This window comes from Comamonas sp., from assembly GCF_036643215.1.
Taxonomy (GTDB): Bacteria; Pseudomonadota; Gammaproteobacteria; order Burkholderiales; family Burkholderiaceae_C; genus Comamonas.
In genome coordinates this window covers 118502-135445 of record NZ_JAVXSJ010000012.1, presented here as the reverse complement: position 1 = coordinate 135445, position 16944 = coordinate 118502, and the positions used below count along the sequence as shown (strand labels likewise).

10 protein-coding genes, 2 tRNA genes and 1 riboswitch are annotated in these 16944 nt (G+C 59.4%); of the genes, 7 read left to right on the top strand and 5 right to left on the bottom strand.

Features of this window, described 5'->3' with window-relative positions; translation table 11 throughout:
* The first annotated feature begins 175 nt into the window (after window positions 1-175).
* Together RSF91_RS10605 and RSF91_RS10600 are read left to right on the top strand one after the other, a co-directional pair.
* Window positions 176-260, top strand: a tRNA-Leu gene (locus RSF91_RS10605).
* 141 nt (window positions 261-401) lie between these two features.
* Window positions 402-486, top strand: a tRNA-Leu gene (locus tag RSF91_RS10600).
* A 165-nt stretch (window positions 487-651) separates the two neighbouring features.
* Here RSF91_RS10600 and RSF91_RS10595 read toward each other — a convergent pair.
* Entirely contained in the window at window positions 652-3315 is a 2664-nt protein-coding gene (locus tag RSF91_RS10595) for a DUF349 domain-containing protein (protein ID WP_332568388.1), read from the bottom strand.
* A gap of 215 nt (window positions 3316-3530) precedes the next feature.
* Window positions 3531-7427, bottom strand: a complete 3897-nt coding sequence (locus tag RSF91_RS10590) for a DUF748 domain-containing protein (protein WP_332568381.1) — start codon at window positions 7425-7427, stop codon at window positions 3531-3533.
* An 881-nt stretch (window positions 7428-8308) separates the two neighbouring features.
* Between RSF91_RS10590 and RSF91_RS10585 the strand changes: the two genes are divergently transcribed.
* From RSF91_RS10585 to nrdR, 3 genes are all read left to right on the top strand, one after another.
* Window positions 8309-9166 (top strand): lytic transglycosylase domain-containing protein, encoded by an 858-nt coding sequence (locus RSF91_RS10585; protein ID WP_332568380.1) that lies wholly within the window; start codon window positions 8309-8311, stop codon window positions 9164-9166.
* Window positions 9167-9292: 126 nt separating this feature from the next.
* Window positions 9293-9447, top strand: a riboswitch (ZMP/ZTP riboswitch).
* A 34-nt stretch (window positions 9448-9481) separates the two neighbouring features.
* The gene (gene glyA, locus RSF91_RS10580; RefSeq protein WP_332568379.1) at window positions 9482-10729 is read left to right on the top strand and encodes a serine hydroxymethyltransferase; all 1248 of its coding nucleotides are present in this window, start codon (window positions 9482-9484) and stop codon (window positions 10727-10729) included.
* Between the two features lie 21 nt (window positions 10730-10750).
* Complete coding sequence (nrdR, locus tag RSF91_RS10575; RefSeq protein WP_169106835.1) at window positions 10751-11236, top strand: transcriptional regulator NrdR; 486 nt, start codon at window positions 10751-10753, stop codon at window positions 11234-11236.
* A gap of 148 nt (window positions 11237-11384) precedes the next feature.
* Here the strand turns inward: nrdR and RSF91_RS10570 are convergent, their stop codons facing one another.
* The 3 genes from RSF91_RS10570 to RSF91_RS10560 all read right to left on the bottom strand — a co-directional run bounded on the left by RSF91_RS10570 (window position 11385) and on the right by RSF91_RS10560 (window position 14965).
* Window positions 11385-13220: a bifunctional metallophosphatase/5'-nucleotidase gene (locus tag RSF91_RS10570; RefSeq protein ID WP_332568378.1), complete on the bottom strand. Its 1836-nt coding sequence runs from the start codon at window positions 13218-13220 to the stop codon at window positions 11385-11387.
* 51 nt (window positions 13221-13271) lie between these two features.
* Window positions 13272-14369, bottom strand: coding sequence for a chorismate synthase (gene aroC, locus RSF91_RS10565; RefSeq protein WP_332568377.1), 1098 nt, complete (start codon window positions 14367-14369; stop codon window positions 13272-13274).
* Window positions 14370-14512: 143 nt separating this feature from the next.
* Window positions 14513-14965, bottom strand: coding sequence for a CBS domain-containing protein (locus tag RSF91_RS10560; RefSeq protein WP_332568376.1), 453 nt, complete (start codon window positions 14963-14965; stop codon window positions 14513-14515).
* Window positions 14966-15214: 249 nt separating this feature from the next.
* On the opposite strand from RSF91_RS10560, the gene RSF91_RS10555 reads away from it, so the two are divergent.
* Window positions 15215-16513, top strand: coding sequence for an O-acetylhomoserine aminocarboxypropyltransferase (locus RSF91_RS10555; protein WP_332568375.1), 1299 nt, complete (start codon window positions 15215-15217; stop codon window positions 16511-16513).
* Window positions 16513-16935 (top strand): GNAT family acetyltransferase, encoded by a 423-nt coding sequence (locus RSF91_RS10550; RefSeq protein ID WP_332568374.1) that lies wholly within the window; start codon window positions 16513-16515, stop codon window positions 16933-16935. The genes RSF91_RS10555 and RSF91_RS10550 overlap by 1 nt, the downstream gene beginning before the upstream one ends.
* Window positions 16936-16944: the final 9 nt, after the last annotated feature.

Below are 16944 nucleotides of genomic sequence, written 5' to 3'. Positions count from 1 at the left end.
CATCGTGGAGGTTCGAGTCCTCTTCTGGGCACCAAATACAAAAAGCCGTTGCATGAAAATGCAACGGCTTTTTCGTTTCTTGCACCCTCTTCCTCACACCCTCACATTTTTGAGAAAAGTGCAGCAACTCGCCTGAGTGCTGGTTTTCCCGCTATATAATTCAATCACTCTGAAAGCCCAGGTGGCGGAATTGGTAGACGCACTAGTTTCAGGTACTAGCGAGTAACATCGTGGAGGTTCGAGTCCTCTTCTGGGCACCAAATACAAAAAGCCGTTGCATGAAAATGCAACGGCTTTTTCGTTTCTTGCACCCTCTTCCTCACACCCTCACATTTTTGAGAAAAGTGCAGCAACTCGCCTGAGTGCTGGTTTTCCCGCTATATAATTCAATCACTCTGAAAGCCCAGGTGGCGGAATTGGTAGACGCACTAGTTTCAGGTACTAGCGAGTAACATCGTGGAGGTTCGAGTCCTCTTCTGGGCACCAAATACAAAAAGCCGTTGCATGCAAATGCAACGGCTTTTTCGTTTGCCCCACTGAACACCTGAACGCCAACCTCTGCAACAAGCTGAGCCATAAAAAAGGGAGCCTGATGGCTCCCTTTTACATTTGGCGTTTGCTACCGCTACAGCGGGCAGCAAAACCCATCGCTTACTTGCGCAGCAGTTGCTTCAGCGCAGTCTGCAGGCGGCGGGCAGAAGCCTCGTCGCTGGTGCTAGCCAGCACAGTTGCCACATCCTGACCCCATGTCTGCTGGGGCGATGCCTCATTGCGACGCGTCAGCATCTGCAGCTGCAGCGCACGGCGTGCGTTCAGCTGGTCGGCAGGCGTGTGCACATCGGCAGCCATTTCGAGGCGCAGCAGCGCTTCAGCGGCATTGCCCTTGGGAGCTGCAACCACAGCGGCAGACCATGAAGTGCGCACAGGAGCTGTCACCTTGCCACCCAGTTGCTGGGCCGAAGGCAGTTGCTCTGCGTCACGCGCCTGCCAGGCACCCAGCAGCTGTGTCAGCGCTTCGCCATGGGCTTGAGCCGCCAGCTTGCGCAGGGCTTCCTGAGCATGCTCCACCGCATCGCGTTGAGCACGGAAGGCTGGATCAGCCAGACGTGGGCCGCGATCTTCACGGATGAATTCACGCGGGCCACGACCCATGTCACGGCTATCACGGCCGCCGCGATCACCACGGGCACCGTCACGACCACGACCGCCATCACGGCGATCGCCCGGGCGGCCACCAGCTGCAGGAGCAGCTTCCTTCTTCATTCCGGGGCGGTCATCACCGCGCACTGCCACCACGGGGCGGGCAGGCTTGGCAGTCACAGGAGCTTCAGCAGCTGCTTCTGTTTCAGTAGCTTCAGGCGCTTGATCTGCCTGGGCTTGCGCCTGATTTTCTTCAGTCTTGGCAGCAACAGCAGCGGGCTGAGCCTTGATGGCAGCTTCCAGCTCGGCCAGAGCCGAGCGGATCTTCTGCGCATCACCGCTGGCGTTGGCGGCTTCCACAGACTTGGAAGCTTCCATCACGCGGCGGTCATGCTCAGACAATTCCACAGCGGGCGCACGCGAACCACGCTCCACGCTCTTGCGGTTGAAGGCATCGTCCAGAGGCTTGCGGAATGCATCCCACAGCTTTTGCTCGTGCTTGCGATCCAGCGGCACCACCTGTGCTTCGGCTTGCCAGCGTTGCTGCAGCGCCTTGACAGCATCAATGCGCAGGCTGGCTGCTTCGCCCAGAGTCGTTGCCTCGCCAATCATGGCGTGGCGGCGATCCAGACTGGCCTTTTGTGCAGCTTGCAAAGGCGCTTCAGCAGCAGCCATCGCTTGCTTGAACAGCGGCTGCAGTTCAGCAAACAGCTTTTCGCCGATATGGCCGCTTTCGCGCCAGCGCTCACCAAACTGGCGCAGGGCGCGCAGCATGTTCTTCCAGTCCTGGCTGGCGACGTTTTCAGCAGCCCATGCCTTGATTTCTTCCACCAGAGCCAGACGCTGAGTCTTGGCTTCGGTGCTGTCCTGACGAATCTTGTCGTGCCAAGACTCGACCACCTTGTAGGCAGCGTTGCAGGCCTCGTCAAACTTCTTCCACAGCGCATGGTTAGCCATGGCACCTTGGTCAGCCAGCTTCCACTGCTCACGCAGGTTACGCAGGGTTTCCTGAATCTTGCGGCCACCCAGCACTTGACCGTCTGGACGGTTGAGCATGGCTTCAGCCTTGGCCACCAGCTCTTCACGTAGCTTGTCTGCGTTCTGACGCAGCCAGCCAGCAGCTTCACCGGCGGCGATCAGCGCTTCGTGCACTTCGCTCACCAGAGCCTCGTCCACAAAGCGGCCATGGGCCTTGATGGCAGCGCGCATGGCTTGCACGGCTTCAGAACCTGCCTTGCTGTTGCCAGCTGCCGTTTCAGCCTTCAGCGCTTGCAGAGCCTGGTTCAGGCCGGCCTTGGCAGCTTCGACCTGCTCAGGAGCAGGCTTGCCACGACCACCAGCCGCAGGACGGGCTGCAGCAGGCTTGGCAGCTTCAGCAGCAGCCGCTTCAGGCGGCAGGCCACGGGCTACGCGGATTTCATCGGCCCAGACGGGCACGGAAGGCAAAGGCGCGGTTTCGTCAGCAGCAGAAGCCTCGGTTTGCGCCAATGCAGACTGAAAAGCATCCCAAACCAGCGCCAGCTGTGCGGATGCTGCTTCCAATTGAGGAGGGAAGCGGCTGTCAACGCTGGTCCAGCTGGCGTCGCCAGTCAGTTCCTTGGCCTGGTCTTGCCAGCGGGCCACATCGGCGCCCAGTGCCTCAAGCACGGACTTGGCGTCTTTCCAGGACTTGGTGGACAGCACTTCAATGCGCTGAGCCAGCAGCAAAGCCACTTCGCGCTGCACTTGCGTGCGGTGCTGCAGGTCTTCCACAGCTTTCACACGCTCGGCCAGCTGGGCCTTGAACTGCGACAGGGGCTCGCGCGACAGCGCGGCGCCAGCCTTGGCGGCATCACGCTGCCAGGCTGCTGCGGCAGCAGCGTCAAATGGCGTTGCCGCCAGCAGAGCCTGGGCCTTTTCGGCCCATTCCACGGAAATTTTTTCCTGATTGGCGGTGCGACGGATTTCATCCAGACGCTCACGCACTGCGCGGGCGGCGCTCTTGTCGCCCTTGCTCAGTTCTTTGTGAACGTCCTGGAGTTGCTCAACCGTGGGTTGAGTGGCCAGCCAATCGCGGATGCGCGCAGCGCGATCACCCGAGGTTTCGGCGGAGAAAGCACCACCTGTCAATGCATCCAGCGGATGTTGCTCAGAATTCTTGGCAGAGGCCGGGTTCACTTCAGATGCATCAGACATGGTGCTGCTAGGAGAGATAGATGTCATGTAGGGGTCAGAAAATGCCTGGAGGCCCTCGCAGTCAACGCTGCAACAGACCAGTGCCAACCCACATGAGGGCAGACTTTCCAAGCGCAAGCCCAAGCATCTGCATGCTTGGGCAAAGCGGTATTTTCGCCTTTATTTAAAGGCAAGCCAAAAAATGCGAAATCACAAAGGATTTCGCATTGCTTTTTTCATTGTGCAGACAGACTCAGCTGAGCGCGCGGCGTCCAGTCCTTATCCTTCACATCGAGCTTGGGAGCGCCCAGAAACAGACGCTCCAGAGGCAGCTTCTGAGTGGACAGATAGTCACGCACCGCCACCCCGCGCGCCAGTGCCAGCTCACGCATGGCGTCATCTGGCACGGTGATGCTGGCCACCAGCAAGGCCGTCATTTGGTCGGCGGGCAGCTCTTTGGCCATTCCGACCATGTTGCGGGGCTTTTTGATGTCAGCGCGGCCGTAAACCGCCTTGAGCAGCGCGGGACGCTCGGCATCGCTCACATCAACCACGTCATCACCACTCTTGCCTTCACGAATGGCAGCGCGGCGCTTCTGGGCCAGCAGCAGGCGATCGAGCTCGACCAATTTCCAGGCTTCCTTGTCTTCCGCCTCACGCGCCTCCCCCACCACCGTCATCTTGAGTGCCGGACGGTCATTAAGCGATTTAACAATTTTGGCCAGTTGATCCTTGGCCTTGGCATCAAGCTGCGCACTGCCCGGTGCAAAACTCACCCCACCCGACTCATCGCCGCCTGAGAACGCGCCCGACAGCAATGCAAACGGCGCAGTCACGGCTTTCATGATGATATTGCCCAGCACCTTGAAGACGATGGGCGCCAGACGGAACTGAGGATCGTTGAGCGAGCCGCTCAGCGGAACATCCAGGTCAATCACGCCATTGCGGTCGGACAGCAAAGCCACGGCCAGCTTGACGGGCAGTGATGCGGGCGCGCCTTCGACCTTGTCGCCAAAGGTCAGCTGACGCAGCACCAGTTTGTTGGATGCGGTGAGCTGCCCATCGGGCTGCACCTTGTAGTTCACATCCATGTACAGCTTGCCGCGCTCGATGCCGTAGCCCGCGTACTTGATGGAGTAAGGCGACAGCGGCGACAGCTCCAGGTCATTCATCTGGGTACGAATATCCAGCGCCAGCGGTTTAGCCAGCGGGTTGATCTTGCCGCCAATGTCCAGCGTCGCCGTGCCTTGGGCCTTGCCCTTGATCTCCAGATCCGCCATTTGCGGCTCAGCCTGGCCCGCAGGCGCTTCAGACGAGAAGGCGCTCAGTCGGCCTTTCAGCTCACTCAGGTCAGCCGAGTAATTGGGCTGAATGAAATAGTCAGAGAACTGCACCTTGCCGCCGGTCAGCACAATGGGGCCGACCTTGATGACAGGCGCAGGGCCGCTGTCTGCAGGCTTGGCGGGTTCAGCCACAACCACAGCCTTATCTGCCACCGCCTTATCCGCCTCAGGCTTTTCACCCGCAGCCACTTTCGCGTTGCTCTGCTCGTTCTGCACCACTGATTGCTCGGACTTTTCGGTCTTCACAATGTCCTGAAGGTTGATACGACCGTTGCGCTGCACGATAACGCGGGCAAAAAAGTCGCTCAGCGCCGTCTCGCGCACGCTCACTCGCAGCGGCTGAGCGGGCAGCATATTCAGATCCAGACCGCGCAGGGCCAGCGTCTTCCAGGCCAGCAAATCGTCGCCCAGCCCCAGACCGGTCTTGGCCGCCATGGCCTTGGCGCGGTCAGCCGTGGAGTCGTTGAGCACCGCCGTCAGCGCGCCCTTGGCCGTGGTTGGTTTAACTGCCTCTTCCTGCACGGGCGCAGCCAGTGTGGAGCGCATGCGCAGGTCATTCAGCTCTACATCGCCCAGCACGGCGACTTGCGGACCCTTGGCATGGGCCAGATAGTTAACCTTGCCCCTGAAGTTGCCGTCCGCACGAATCAGATCCACATTGAGTTTGTGGCCGAAGTAAGGCTCAAACGCATGCAGGGGCACAGCGCGGGCCTGCAACTGCCCCTGGGCAGACACCGGTGTCAGGCCAAACTGGCCCTTGAACTGAAGGTTGCCCGCCTGTACGCGGCGGTTGGCTGCCAGCTGTGCCGATACTTCCAGCGGCGTAGGCGCGGCCTTGGTAGCCAGCGGCTCGAAAGCGCCCAGTCGTACACGCAGCGCGTTCACATCCAGCTGCACAGGCTGCGCATCCTGCCCTTGCACAGGCGCAGCATCGCGGAACTGCACCACACCGCCATCCACCGCTACAGCAGCCAGCTTGACGGACCAAGGCTTGCCCGGCTCCGCTTTACCAGCCTTGGCACCCTGCTTTGCCGCCTTGGCTCCCGGCGCTGGCAACCAACGCTCATACATCCAGTGGCCTTGCGCATCGCGCAGCGCGGCCAGCTGGGGTTTTTGCACGGCAATCGACTCCACCTGCACCTGCTGCGCAGCCAGATCGACCTGCACACCCGTCACCTTGATCTGCTCAACCGTGACAGGGGCTTGCTTGTCTTGCAGCTGCAGCTTGTCTGCCGTCAGCTCTGCCACCTGTGCCACCACACCGCCCTCGCCCCAGGAAACTTCAGCATCGGTATTGAGCATGGCACTCAGCTGCGGCTTGAAGTGCGCCTCAATATAGGGCTGCACCCACTGCAGCGGCAGTTGCTCCAGTTTCAGCTTGAGCTTGCCGTCTTTCACCGTGGCTTGGCCATCTACCGCCAGTTGGGCAGCGCCCTCGGCCTTGGCTTGCTCGCCAGAATGCAGGCCAGTCGTTGCGGTCAGATTCAGCGGCTCGCTCATGGGCCAGGCAATGTTCTTGACCTGCACTGCCAGCGGCGCCAGGGTCAAAACCGCAGGCTGAGCGCCTGTTGCAAGGTCTTGCCAATGCACGGTACCGCTATCAATATCGAACTGCTGCACGTTGATTGCCAATGGCTTGGCAGGCTTTTCAGCCTTTTTTTCCGCCTTGCCAGCAGTCTCTGCCGATGCTTGCACCTCTGGCGCGGAAGGAGCCGCAGCCGTGTTCAAGCCCAGCCAGTTGATCACCCCTTGCGCATTACGGCTGGCGTGCACCTCAGGCTTGACCCAGCGCACAGCCTCCAGCGCAATCTGGTTTTGCAGCGGCTGCACGTTCTTGAGTTGAACTTCTAGCGCCTCAAAGCTCAGCAGCGGCGCATTCTGACGATCCTGCAACTCCACGCCCGACAAGGCCAGTTTGCCGCTGACGCTCACCACCGGCTGCTCTTTTTCTTCAAAGCGAATCTGCAAGTCCGTATCCAGCACACCCGAACGCGGCAGAACCGGCACGCTGGCGGGCACATAGCCCAGATAAGGCGTGAGGTCGATCTTGTCCCACTTCAGCGACATTGCTGTCTGGCGACTATCGGTAAACGGCGTGCTCTCGCCCGAGGTATCGAACTGGCTGCCATTGAGGTCAAACGCCAGATGCGGCAAGACCTTGATCTCGCGCTTAGACTTCAGATTGCTGATGAAAGGAATGCTCAGCTGCAAGCCCTTGAGTTCATGCTTGCGCTGCACAGACTCATCATTGAGCTCAACACGGCCATCGCGCAGCGCAATGTTGTAGAGCGCAAAGTTCACCGGCTTGGACGGCTCTTCGTCTTTGGGCTCGGAGAGTTTGGCGATCACATCATCAATATCGAGCTTGCCCAGCGAGTGCTGAGTCAGGCGCACCACTGGCGCATCGACCTCGATGGCATCCAGCACAGGGGCCAGCCTGAACAGAGACTGCGCACTGGCATTGACAAAGATGCGCTTGATTTCCAGCTGGGGCTGGGCTGAAAATTCAAGGTCTTTTTGACCTTCAGCGCTTTGGGAATGAGCGTTTACAGCTACTTTTTTAATAGCTTTATCAACCACCAGATCATGCAAGGTGATGGACAGTGCCCATGGCGAAAACTCAATCTTGCCCACATGCACGCCGCGACCGAGCTTGTCTGAGGCCTGTTTTTCCAGCTGGCTCTTGGCCACTACGGGCACCACCGCCCACAAAAGCAGCCATAGCAGCAAAAGGGCAAGAACAGACCCGAGCAGCCGGCGCAACCAGCGATTCGATGTAAGCAAAGACATGGGTATTTTTTAATTCAGGCAAAGGCTGAAAGCCCCTCCGGCTTTCAGAAACAGGGCGCATCAGACGCCAGAGGACAACTGTACCTTGTGCGACCTGTGGCCTTGAAAAACAGCGCTCTATATATAAATAGAGAACAAGACGATTTCCAAGGAGAAGTTTGCGCCACAGGCCGTGCCTTGCACTTCTTGAAATCACAGAAAAATGCAAACAATACGCGGCATATGGCTGCAGGCAACCGCAGCCCAGAAACGACAAAGCCCGGAAGCGGGCAAAACCGTCTTTCCGGGCTTCACGGCCGGTACAAGACCGGGGCCGTCTTTCGCGGTCAAGGAGGGTGTGGTCCCTGCCGCTGGAAGCAAAGATTGCTCCCTTTGGTGCCTCAAGCGAAGATAAAGAGCAAGTGCCAGTAGCCTGTGGAATCAAAGGCCATGACGGAGTTTGCTTTCCCTTTCCTTTGGCAAGCACCTGCGATGTGCAGGCAGATTCACTATATCTGTGCTCGTGAAGGGTTACCCGCTTTTTTGCACTTTTTTTCGCCTTCATGACAGATGTCACGAAATCAGCATGAACCCCTCTTGCGCACACTGAGGTTTGCTGTCAATTTTTTTACACGCTGTATGCGCATACAGTTTTTATATTCTTTTAAAGTCTAACAAGTCGCACTGTTAGTATTGACTATGCATTAAGAGGACTTTTAGAATCCGCCAGCGCTCGAAATGAGCGTTTTTTGTTTCCGCTGCCTCACGACTGAGCAGACCGATCAGCGCCCCGCCGGGGTGCTTTTAATCGGCCCGCAGCAAACCTCATCGGCGTGCTGCCCTGGTCGCACCGTGTCACAGACCCGGTTCCACCTCGGGCGATAGCCAAGAAAGGACAAGCTATGCCAGCGTCAGGAAAATTAGTCGCCTCTGCGCGAACGTTGGGCCACAAAACGGCCAACGGTTTTCTTGCTCTTACCCACAACGGTTTCGCCCTCCTGGGCTTGGCCGTGGCCATTTCGGCCTTGATTTTCATCTCTCGCCCAGACCTGCGTCTGGCTGGCGAAACTCAGCTGCGTCAGTGGCTGGATGCCCGCCTGCCCGTGGTTGCTGAAGCCAGCGTCGAAGAAGCCCCCACTTCCGAGATCATTGTCGCCAGCGACCGCGCCACCGCAGTCAACCCCAAAAGCCTGCCCAAGGAGCAAGCTGCTGTCGCCTACTGGCTCAGCACCAAGTACCGCGTTGCACCCGAGCCCATTGCAGCTCTGGTCAGCGAAGCCTATGCACAGGGCAAAGCCAACAAGCTGGACCCCACGCTGATTCTGGCCATCATGGCCATTGAATCGAGCTTCAACCCGTTTGCCCAAAGCCCTGTCGGCGCCCAAGGCCTGATGCAGGTGATGACCAAGATTCACACTGACAAGTACGAGAGCTTTGGCGGCCAGCATGCCGCGTTTGATCCCGTGACCAATCTGAAGGTTGGCGTCAAAGTGCTCAAGGAATGCATTGCCCGCGCCGGCTCCATCGAAGGTGGCTTGCGCTACTACGTGGGCGCTGCCAATCTGCCAAGCGATGGTGGCTATGCCGCCAAGGTGCTGGCCGAGCATCAGCGTATGCGCCAGGGTGCTGGTCTGCGTTCCAATCCTTTGGTTGCCGCCAACACGGCGACGCCCGCAGCCAAGTCTGCTGCGCCTAAGGAAGCAGAGTCCACCACCGTGTCTCACGCTCAGCAAGTCGCTGTGGCTGATTCCAGCCTGTAAGTTTTCAAACCATAAACTGTCGAATTTTTTCAAGCTGGCCTTAGCGCCAGCTTTTTTTATGCCCAAACGCAAGCCTGCGGGAAAAGCGGGCATACGGTTCTGAGATAGGTCAGCTCAGCTACACTAGAGGGTGTACGCAACTGGCGATAGGCGCAGAGTTTTTCTGCCGCTGACGTGGAAACCAGCAGACTGCAAGGTCTGTGAACCACCGGGGAGCGTACCGCCCAAGGTCGCAGCGATTGCAACCACAAGCGTTTCAGCCGTTCGCCTGGGCAGCCCTTGGCCTCAAGGGAATTTCAAGTTCACAGGACTGCCATGTTTCAACGCACCGATACCGTCGCTAAAGTCGACCCCGAACTGTTTGCCGCCATCCAGGCTGAAGACCATCGCCAGCAAGAGCACATCGAGCTGATCGCCAGCGAGAACTACTGCTCGCCCGCCGTGATGGAAGCCCAGGGCTCCCAGCTGACCAACAAGTACGCCGAAGGCTATCCTGGCAAGCGTTACTACGGCGGTTGCGAGCACGTGGACGTGGTCGAACAACTGGCCATTGACCGCATCAAGAAAATCTTTGGCGCTGAAGCTGCCAACGTGCAACCCAATTCCGGCTCGCAGGCCAACCAGGCTGTGCTGATGGCATTTGCCAAGCCCGGCGACACCATTCTGGGCATGAGCCTGGCCGAAGGCGGTCACCTGACCCACGGCATGGCACTGAACATGTCCGGCAAGTGGTTCAATGCCGTTTCTTACGGTCTGGACGCCAACGAAGCCATCGACTACGACAAGATGGAAGCGCTGGCGCGTGAGCACAAGCCCCGCATCATCGTGGCCGGTGCCTCTGCCTACGCTCTGCACATCGACTTTGAGCGCTTCGCCAAGATCGCCAAGGAAGTCGGCGCCATTCTGTGGGTGGACATGGCTCACTACGCTGGCCTGATCGCTGCTGGCGTGTACCCCAACCCCGTGCCCCACGCTGACGTGGTCACCACCACCACCCACAAGAGCCTGCGCGGCCCCCGTGGCGGCGTGATCCTGATGAAGGCCGAGCACGAGAAGGCACTGAACAGCGCCATCTTCCCCGGCCTGCAAGGCGGCCCGCTGATGCACGTGATCGCCGGCAAGGCCGTCGCGTTCAAGGAAGCCCTGACTCCCGAGTTCAAGGCCTACCAGGAACAAGTGGTGAAGAACGCCAAGGTCATGGCCGATACGCTGACCGAACGCGGTCTGCGCATCGTCTCCGGCCGTACCGAAAGCCACGTCATGCTGGTGGACCTGCGCGCCAAGGGCATTACCGGCAAGGCTGCTGAAGCGGCTCTGGGTCTGGCTCACATCACTGTGAACAAGAACGCCATCCCCAACGATCCCGAAAAGCCATTCGTGACCAGCGGCATCCGCATCGGCACTCCCGCCATGACCACCCGTGGTTTCGGCGAAGAAGAAACCCGCATCACTGCCAACCTGGTGGCCGACGTGCTGGAGAACCCCACAGACGAAGCCACTCTGGCTGCCGTGCGTGAAAAGGTTGCCGCACTGACCGCCAAGCTGCCCGTCTACAGCAAGTAAATTCTGCTGCGCTGACACACCATGAAGTGCCCCTTCTGCAGCAACCCGGACACGCAAGTTGTCGAAACGCGCGAGTCCGAGGATGGGGGCTTCATTCGCCGCCGCCGCCGTTGCGGTGGCTGCGACAAGCGTTTCACAACGTATGAGCGGCCCGAGGTCAGCTTTCCAACCGTGGTCAAGAAAGATGGTCGTCGCATTGAGTACGAGCGCGCCAAGCTGCAAGGTTCTTTCAAAATTGCTCTACGCAAGCGCCCGGTGAGCACCGCACTCATCGATGCTGCCATAGAGCGCATCGAAGACAAGCTGCTCAATCTGGGCCAGCGTGAGATCGATTCCAGCCGCCTTGGCGAGCTGGTCATGGATGAGCTCAAGGGCCTGGACAAAGTGGGCTATATCCGCTTTGCCAGCGTCTATCGCAGCTTTGAGGATGTGGACGACTTCACCAACATCATGGATGAAGTCCGCAGCCCCAAGGCCAAAGCGCCCAAGAAGCCGGCTGCCAGCTGATACATCTATTTGATACATCGATCAGACACACCAAAGCCACCCTCGGGTGGCTTTGTTTTTGGGCGATTCAAAACTGATAACGCTATTAATTCAAGAGCATTTAGCACTTGTTAATCAATGTTTTCAAGGCACTTTTCATTCATTTTTATTAATAGACGCGCGCAATACGCTCCTGCAACGGTAGCGCCATGGGTGCTGCCCGGCTCTGCGCGCGCACATGCTCGACCAGCGCATCCACATCCAGCATGCCGCCCACGACCTCAGTGCCTTGCATAAAAATGCTGAAGTTGTCGCCGCCCGTGCCCAGATAGCTTTGCAGACCCACGCGATAGGTTTGAGCCATGTCCAGCGGGCGGCCGTTGAGGCGAATATCGCTCACCCGCTGCCCTGCGTTCTGGCTGCGGTCAAAGCGGTAGCCAAAGCCTTGCGACACCTGCAGGATGCGCGGCGCATCCACGGTGTTGGTGCCGCTGTTGAACTGCTGCTCCAGCACCTGGCGAATCTGCTCCCCAGTCAGGCTCATCACCATCAGCGTATTGCCAAAGGGCTGCACGCTGAAAAGCTGGCCATAAGTGACCTGCCCGCTGGCATCCGGCACCAGATCGGCGCGCACGCCGCCAGAATTCATAAAGGCCAATTGCGCCCCGCCCGCCGCACCATCTTGTGTGGCTGCCAAAATGCTGTCAGCCACCATGCGGCCCACCACGCTTTCGCCATTGCTGTGAGGCATGCGCAAGGCTGCAGCTGCCAATCTCCCCACCGGCATCGCTGCCAGGGGCTGCGCAGCGGCCTTGTAGCGGGCCACCAGCTGCGCCACGTCCGCATCAGCACCAAAGACCGGGAAGTCGGGCTGCAGCGCCACCACGCCTGCGCTGCCGGTATAGGCCTCGCCTTGCACAATATTCTGACTTGCCGACTTTTGGCTCACGCGGCGCGTGCGCGCATCGACAGTGAGCTTTACTTCCGTCAGCAGCGTGCCGTACAGGCCTCCACTGGTCAATAAAAATGGCTTTTTGGGGTTGACCTTGGCGTAATCGCACAGGTAGGCCCGATGCGTGTGGCCGGAGATGACCACATCCACCTCGGCAGAGAGCTGCTCCAGAATCGGCACGATATCGCCAGACAGTCCTTGGCAACTATGGTCCTGCAGGCTGCTTGTGGTGCTGCCGCCTTCGTGCACCAGTACCACAATTACATCAGCCCCTTGCGCGCGCAGCTGCGGAATCAGCACATTGGCCGTCAGCACCTCTGCCGTAAAGCGCAGCCCTTTCACGCCGCTGGGGCGCACCATGTGCGGCGTGTTTTTAAGCGTCATGCCGATAAAACCCACTCCAATGCGCAAGCCGTCTTGCTCAAAAAACTTCACGCCTGTGGAAGGGAACAGCGGTTTTCCATCCTCGCGGATGGTGTTGGCCGCCAGATACTGAAACGCAGCGCCCTTGAAGGGTTTGCTGAGCTGGCAAGGCTCTTTGCTGGTGAACTTCTTGCAGCCACCGTTTTGCATGCGCAGCAGCTCATCAGCGCCCTGGTCGTATTCGTGGTTGCCGGTGGCGGCAAAGTCCACCTTCATCAGGTTCAGCGCCTCAATCGTGGGCTCATCCAGAAACAGCGATGACACGATGGGCGATGCCCCAATCATGTCCCCCGCCGTCACCACCGCCACATGGCGACTGGCAGCACGCCGCTCGGCAACCGCCTGCGCCAGATAGGCCGCGCCGCCTGCGGGCACCGCCACGCTCTGTCCTTGCGCGTTTTTCGCCACTACGGCTTGCCTGGGTGGCTCCAGATTGCCGTGAAAGTCATTGAAGCCCAGCAAGGTGATGTCCATGCTGGCGGGCTTGATCGCACCGCCACCGCAGGCCGACAGACCTATCGACAACAGCGCCGCAGCAACGCCTGCTGCCATGCTTCGAAATGCACAACGCCAGCCCGGCGACAAAGCGCGGGGCTGGCGTTGATTGGACTTATTGTTTGCTACAACCATCACGACTCTCCTGAGCTTCTGGTTGTACCGCACAACGCGGTCTTTTTAATGTCAGGCGGCGGAAGCAGGAATGGGCGCCAGACCCGAATCAACATCCGCGTTCTGCGCGCGGTGGCGCAGCGCGTGGTCCATCACCACCAGCGCCAGCAGCGCTTCGGCAATGGGTGCCGCGCGAATGCCCACGCACGGGTCGTGGCGGCCCTTAGTAATCACTTCGGCGGTATTGCCATGCACATCAATCGATTCACGCGGCGTGATGATGGAGCTGGTGGGCTTGATGCCAATGCGCACTTCCAGGTCCTGGCCGGTGCTGATGCCGCCCACGATGCCGCCAGCGTTGTTGCTGCGAAAACCCTCGGGACTCAGCGAATCGCCATGCGTGGTGCCGCGCTGGGCCACGCTGTCAAAGCCTGCGCCAATTTCTACGGCCTTGACGGCGTTCAAGCCCATCATGGCGTAGGCGATGTCGGCGTCCAGGCGATCATACAGAGGCTGACCCAGACCCACAGGCATATTGCTGGCGCTCACGCGCAGCGCAGCACCGCAGGAGTCGCCGCTCTTGCGCAGCTGCTCCATGTATTCCTCGTACTGCGTCACATCCGCCACGGGGGCAAAGAAGGGGTTGTTGGGCACATGGTCCCAGCTTTCGAAGCCGATAGGCAGCTCGCCGATCTGCGTCATGCAGGCGCGGAACTCGGTGCCAAACTTTTCTTTGAGCCACTTTTTAGCCACTGCGCCAGCCGCCACGGTGGGCGCTGTCAGACGGGCCGAAGAGCGGCCACCGCCACGGGGGTCGCGGATACCGTATTTTTGAAAGTAAGCGTAGTCAGCGTGGCCGGGGCGAAAGCTCTGCGCAATGTTGGAGTAATCCTTGCTGCGCTGGTCGGTATTGCGGATGAGCAGCGCAATCGGCGTGCCCGTGGTCTTGCCCTCATACACGCCCGAGAGAATCTCGACCGCATCGGGCTCGTTGCGCTGGGTGACAAACTTGCTGGTGCCGGGGCGGCGGCGATCCAGATCGAACTGGATATCTGCCTCGCTCAAGGCCATGCCCGGGGGGCAGCCGTCAATCACGCAGCCAATGGCTGGACCGTGGGATTCACCAAAGTTGGTGACCGTGAAAATTGTGCCGAAGGTATTGCCGCTCATAGGCTGCCAATTATGCCTGCGGGCTTGCCAGCGCTCTGCGTTTCATGGGTTGGCACTGTGCTGCGCCAGCCATCGCCAGTAACGCTGCCCACAAAAAACAAACCCCGCATCAAGCGGGGCTGGGGTCTGGAGCGAGGGATGGATTAATCAGCGCCCTGGCGCTCGCCTTCAGGCCAGTCGCGGATATAGGCCTTGAGCATGCGGTTCTCAAAGTTCTGGCTATCCACCACGGCCTTGGCCACGTCATACAGGCTGATCACGCCCATCAGCATGCGCTTGTCCATCACGGGCATATAACGCGCGTGGCGGTCAAGCATCATGCGGCGCACCTCGTCCATATCGGTTTCCATGGTACAGGTCATGGGCGCATCGTCCATGGCGCCGCGCACGGAGGCACGCTCCACGCCGCCGGTTTTCACAAAGCCCTGAATCACTTCGCGGAAGGTGAGCATGCCCACCACATCGCCGTGTTCCATGACCACCAGCGAGCCGATGTCCTTATCCGACATCACCTGCACCGCAGCAGCCAGGCTTTCATCGGGCGACACCGTATAGAGGGTGTTGCCTTTGACGCGCAGAATGTCACTTACTTTCATTGCTGTTCTCCGAATCTGGTTTGCACTCTGGCCGTATTTGTCCTGCACGTGTCAGCACGTGCGGCATCACTGTGCGCAAAATGCGAGTGCGTGCACCAATATAGCCCACAATGGGCCGAGGTCAGAAAAACGAAAACACTGACGAAACAGTTGATTTTCTACAAAATCAATCGTCAATTCGTCAAGTCAAAACATTTGTTGCGGGCGCAATGTCGCCTTCAACGATCAAAATCATCACGGAGACAAGACATGCCCGGCTACTCAGACCCCGGTTTTGACACCCTGAGCCTGCACGCAGGTGCCCAGCCCGACCCCGCCACCGGCGCACGCGCCACGCCCATTCACCTGACGACCTCGTTTGTCTTTGAATCCAGCGACCACGCGGCCAGCCTGTTCAACCTGGAGCGGCCCGGCCATGTCTACAGCCGTATCAGCAACCCCACCAACGCGGTGCTGGAGCAGCGCGTCTCCGCCCTTGAAGGCGGCGTGGGCGCAATTGCCGTAGCCAGCGGGCAAGCGGCACTGCACCTCTCCATTGCCACGCTGATGGGCGCGGGCAGCCATATCGTGGCCAGTACCGCCCTTTATGGCGGATCGCAGAACCTGCTGCACTACACGCTGCGCCGCTTTGGGATTGAGACCACTTTTGTGAAGCCCGGCGACATCGACGGTTGGAAAGCCGCCGTGCGCCCCAATACCAAGCTGTTCTTTGGCGAAACCGTGGGCAACCCCGGGCTGGATGTGCTGGACATTCCCACCATCAGCGCTATCGCCCATGAGGCTGGCGTGCCGCTGCTGGTGGACTCCACCCTCACCTCGCCGTGGCTGATGCAGCCGCTGAAACATGGTGCGGACATCGTCTATCACTCTGCGACCAAGTTCCTCTCGGGCCACGGCACCGTCATCGGCGGCATCGTGGTGGACGGCGGCAGTTTTGACTGGGAAAAATCGGGCAAATTCCCCGAGCTGACTGAGCCCTACGATGGCTTTCACAACATGGTGTTCAGCGAGGAAAGCACCGTGGGTGCCTTCTTGCTGCGCGCCCGCCGCGAAGGCCTGCGCGACTTTGGCGCCTGCCTGAGCCCGCACAGCGCATGGCTGATTTTGCAAGGCATCGAAACTCTGCCGCTGCGCATGGAGCGCCACATGAAGAACACCGAAAAAGTGGTGCAGTTCCTCGCCAGCCACCCCCTCGTCAGCCGCGTGGGCCACCCCATGCTGGAGTCGCATTCATCGCACGCTCTGGCCCAAAAACTGCTGCCGCGAGGCGCGGGTTCGGTGTTCAGCTTTGACATTGCCGGCAACCGCAATCAGGGCAAGACCTTTATTGAAACGCTCAAGGTATTCAGCCACCTGGCCAATGTGGGGGACTGCCGCTCTCTGGTGATCCACCCCGCCAGCACCACGCACTTCCGCATGAGCGATGAAGCGCTTTCGCAAGCAGGCATCAGCCAAGGCACGATTCGTCTGTCGATTGGCCTGGAAGATGCCGACGACCTGATCGACGATCTGAAGCGCGCATTGAAGGCCGCAGAAAAAGCCGCGTGATGGACATCCGTGTATTTGCACCGGCAGACACCGAAGCGGTTGTGCAGTTGTGGAGCGACTGCGGCCTGACACGCTCCTGGAACGATCCGCACAAAGACATTGCGCGCAAATTGAGTGTGTCGCCCGAGCTATTTTTAATTGGCACCGATGCCCAAGGCCTGTTGATGGCGACCGTTATGGTGGGCTACGACGGGCACCGTGGCTGGATCAACTACCTGGCCGTGCACCCATCGCACCAGCGCCAAGGCCATGCAAGCCAGCTGATGCAGCAAGCCGAGCAATTGCTGACCGAACGCGGCTGCCCCAAGCTGAACCTGCAAGTGCGCGCAGGCAACGAAACGGTCATCGCTTTTTACGAAAGCCTGGGTTACACCGACGACAAAACGGTATCGATGGGCAAGCGACTGATTGCGGACATCTAAAAAAATCGG

What these genes read in the sequence shown, in the direction of transcription:
- RSF91_RS10595 (WP_332568388.1), bottom strand. Translation starts at nt 3,315, where the DNA reads ATGTCTGATGCATCTGAAGTGAACCCGGCCTCTGCCAAGAATTCTGAG.
- RSF91_RS10590 (WP_332568381.1), bottom strand. Translation starts at nt 7,427, where the DNA reads ATGTCTTTGCTTACATCGAATCGCTGGTTGCGCCGGCTGCTCGGGTCT.
- RSF91_RS10585 (WP_332568380.1), top strand. Translation starts at nt 8,309, where the DNA reads ATGCCAGCGTCAGGAAAATTAGTCGCCTCTGCGCGAACGTTGGGCCAC.
- glyA (WP_332568379.1), top strand. Translation starts at nt 9,482, where the DNA reads ATGTTTCAACGCACCGATACCGTCGCTAAAGTCGACCCCGAACTGTTT.
- nrdR (WP_169106835.1), top strand. Translation starts at nt 10,751, where the DNA reads ATGAAGTGCCCCTTCTGCAGCAACCCGGACACGCAAGTTGTCGAAACG.
- RSF91_RS10570 (WP_332568378.1), bottom strand. Translation starts at nt 13,220, where the DNA reads ATGGTTGTAGCAAACAATAAGTCCAATCAACGCCAGCCCCGCGCTTTG.
- aroC (WP_332568377.1), bottom strand. Translation starts at nt 14,369, where the DNA reads ATGAGCGGCAATACCTTCGGCACAATTTTCACGGTCACCAACTTTGGT.
- RSF91_RS10560 (WP_332568376.1), bottom strand. Translation starts at nt 14,965, where the DNA reads ATGAAAGTAAGTGACATTCTGCGCGTCAAAGGCAACACCCTCTATACG.
- RSF91_RS10555 (WP_332568375.1), top strand. Translation starts at nt 15,215, where the DNA reads ATGCCCGGCTACTCAGACCCCGGTTTTGACACCCTGAGCCTGCACGCA.
- RSF91_RS10550 (WP_332568374.1), top strand. Translation starts at nt 16,513, where the DNA reads ATGGACATCCGTGTATTTGCACCGGCAGACACCGAAGCGGTTGTGCAG.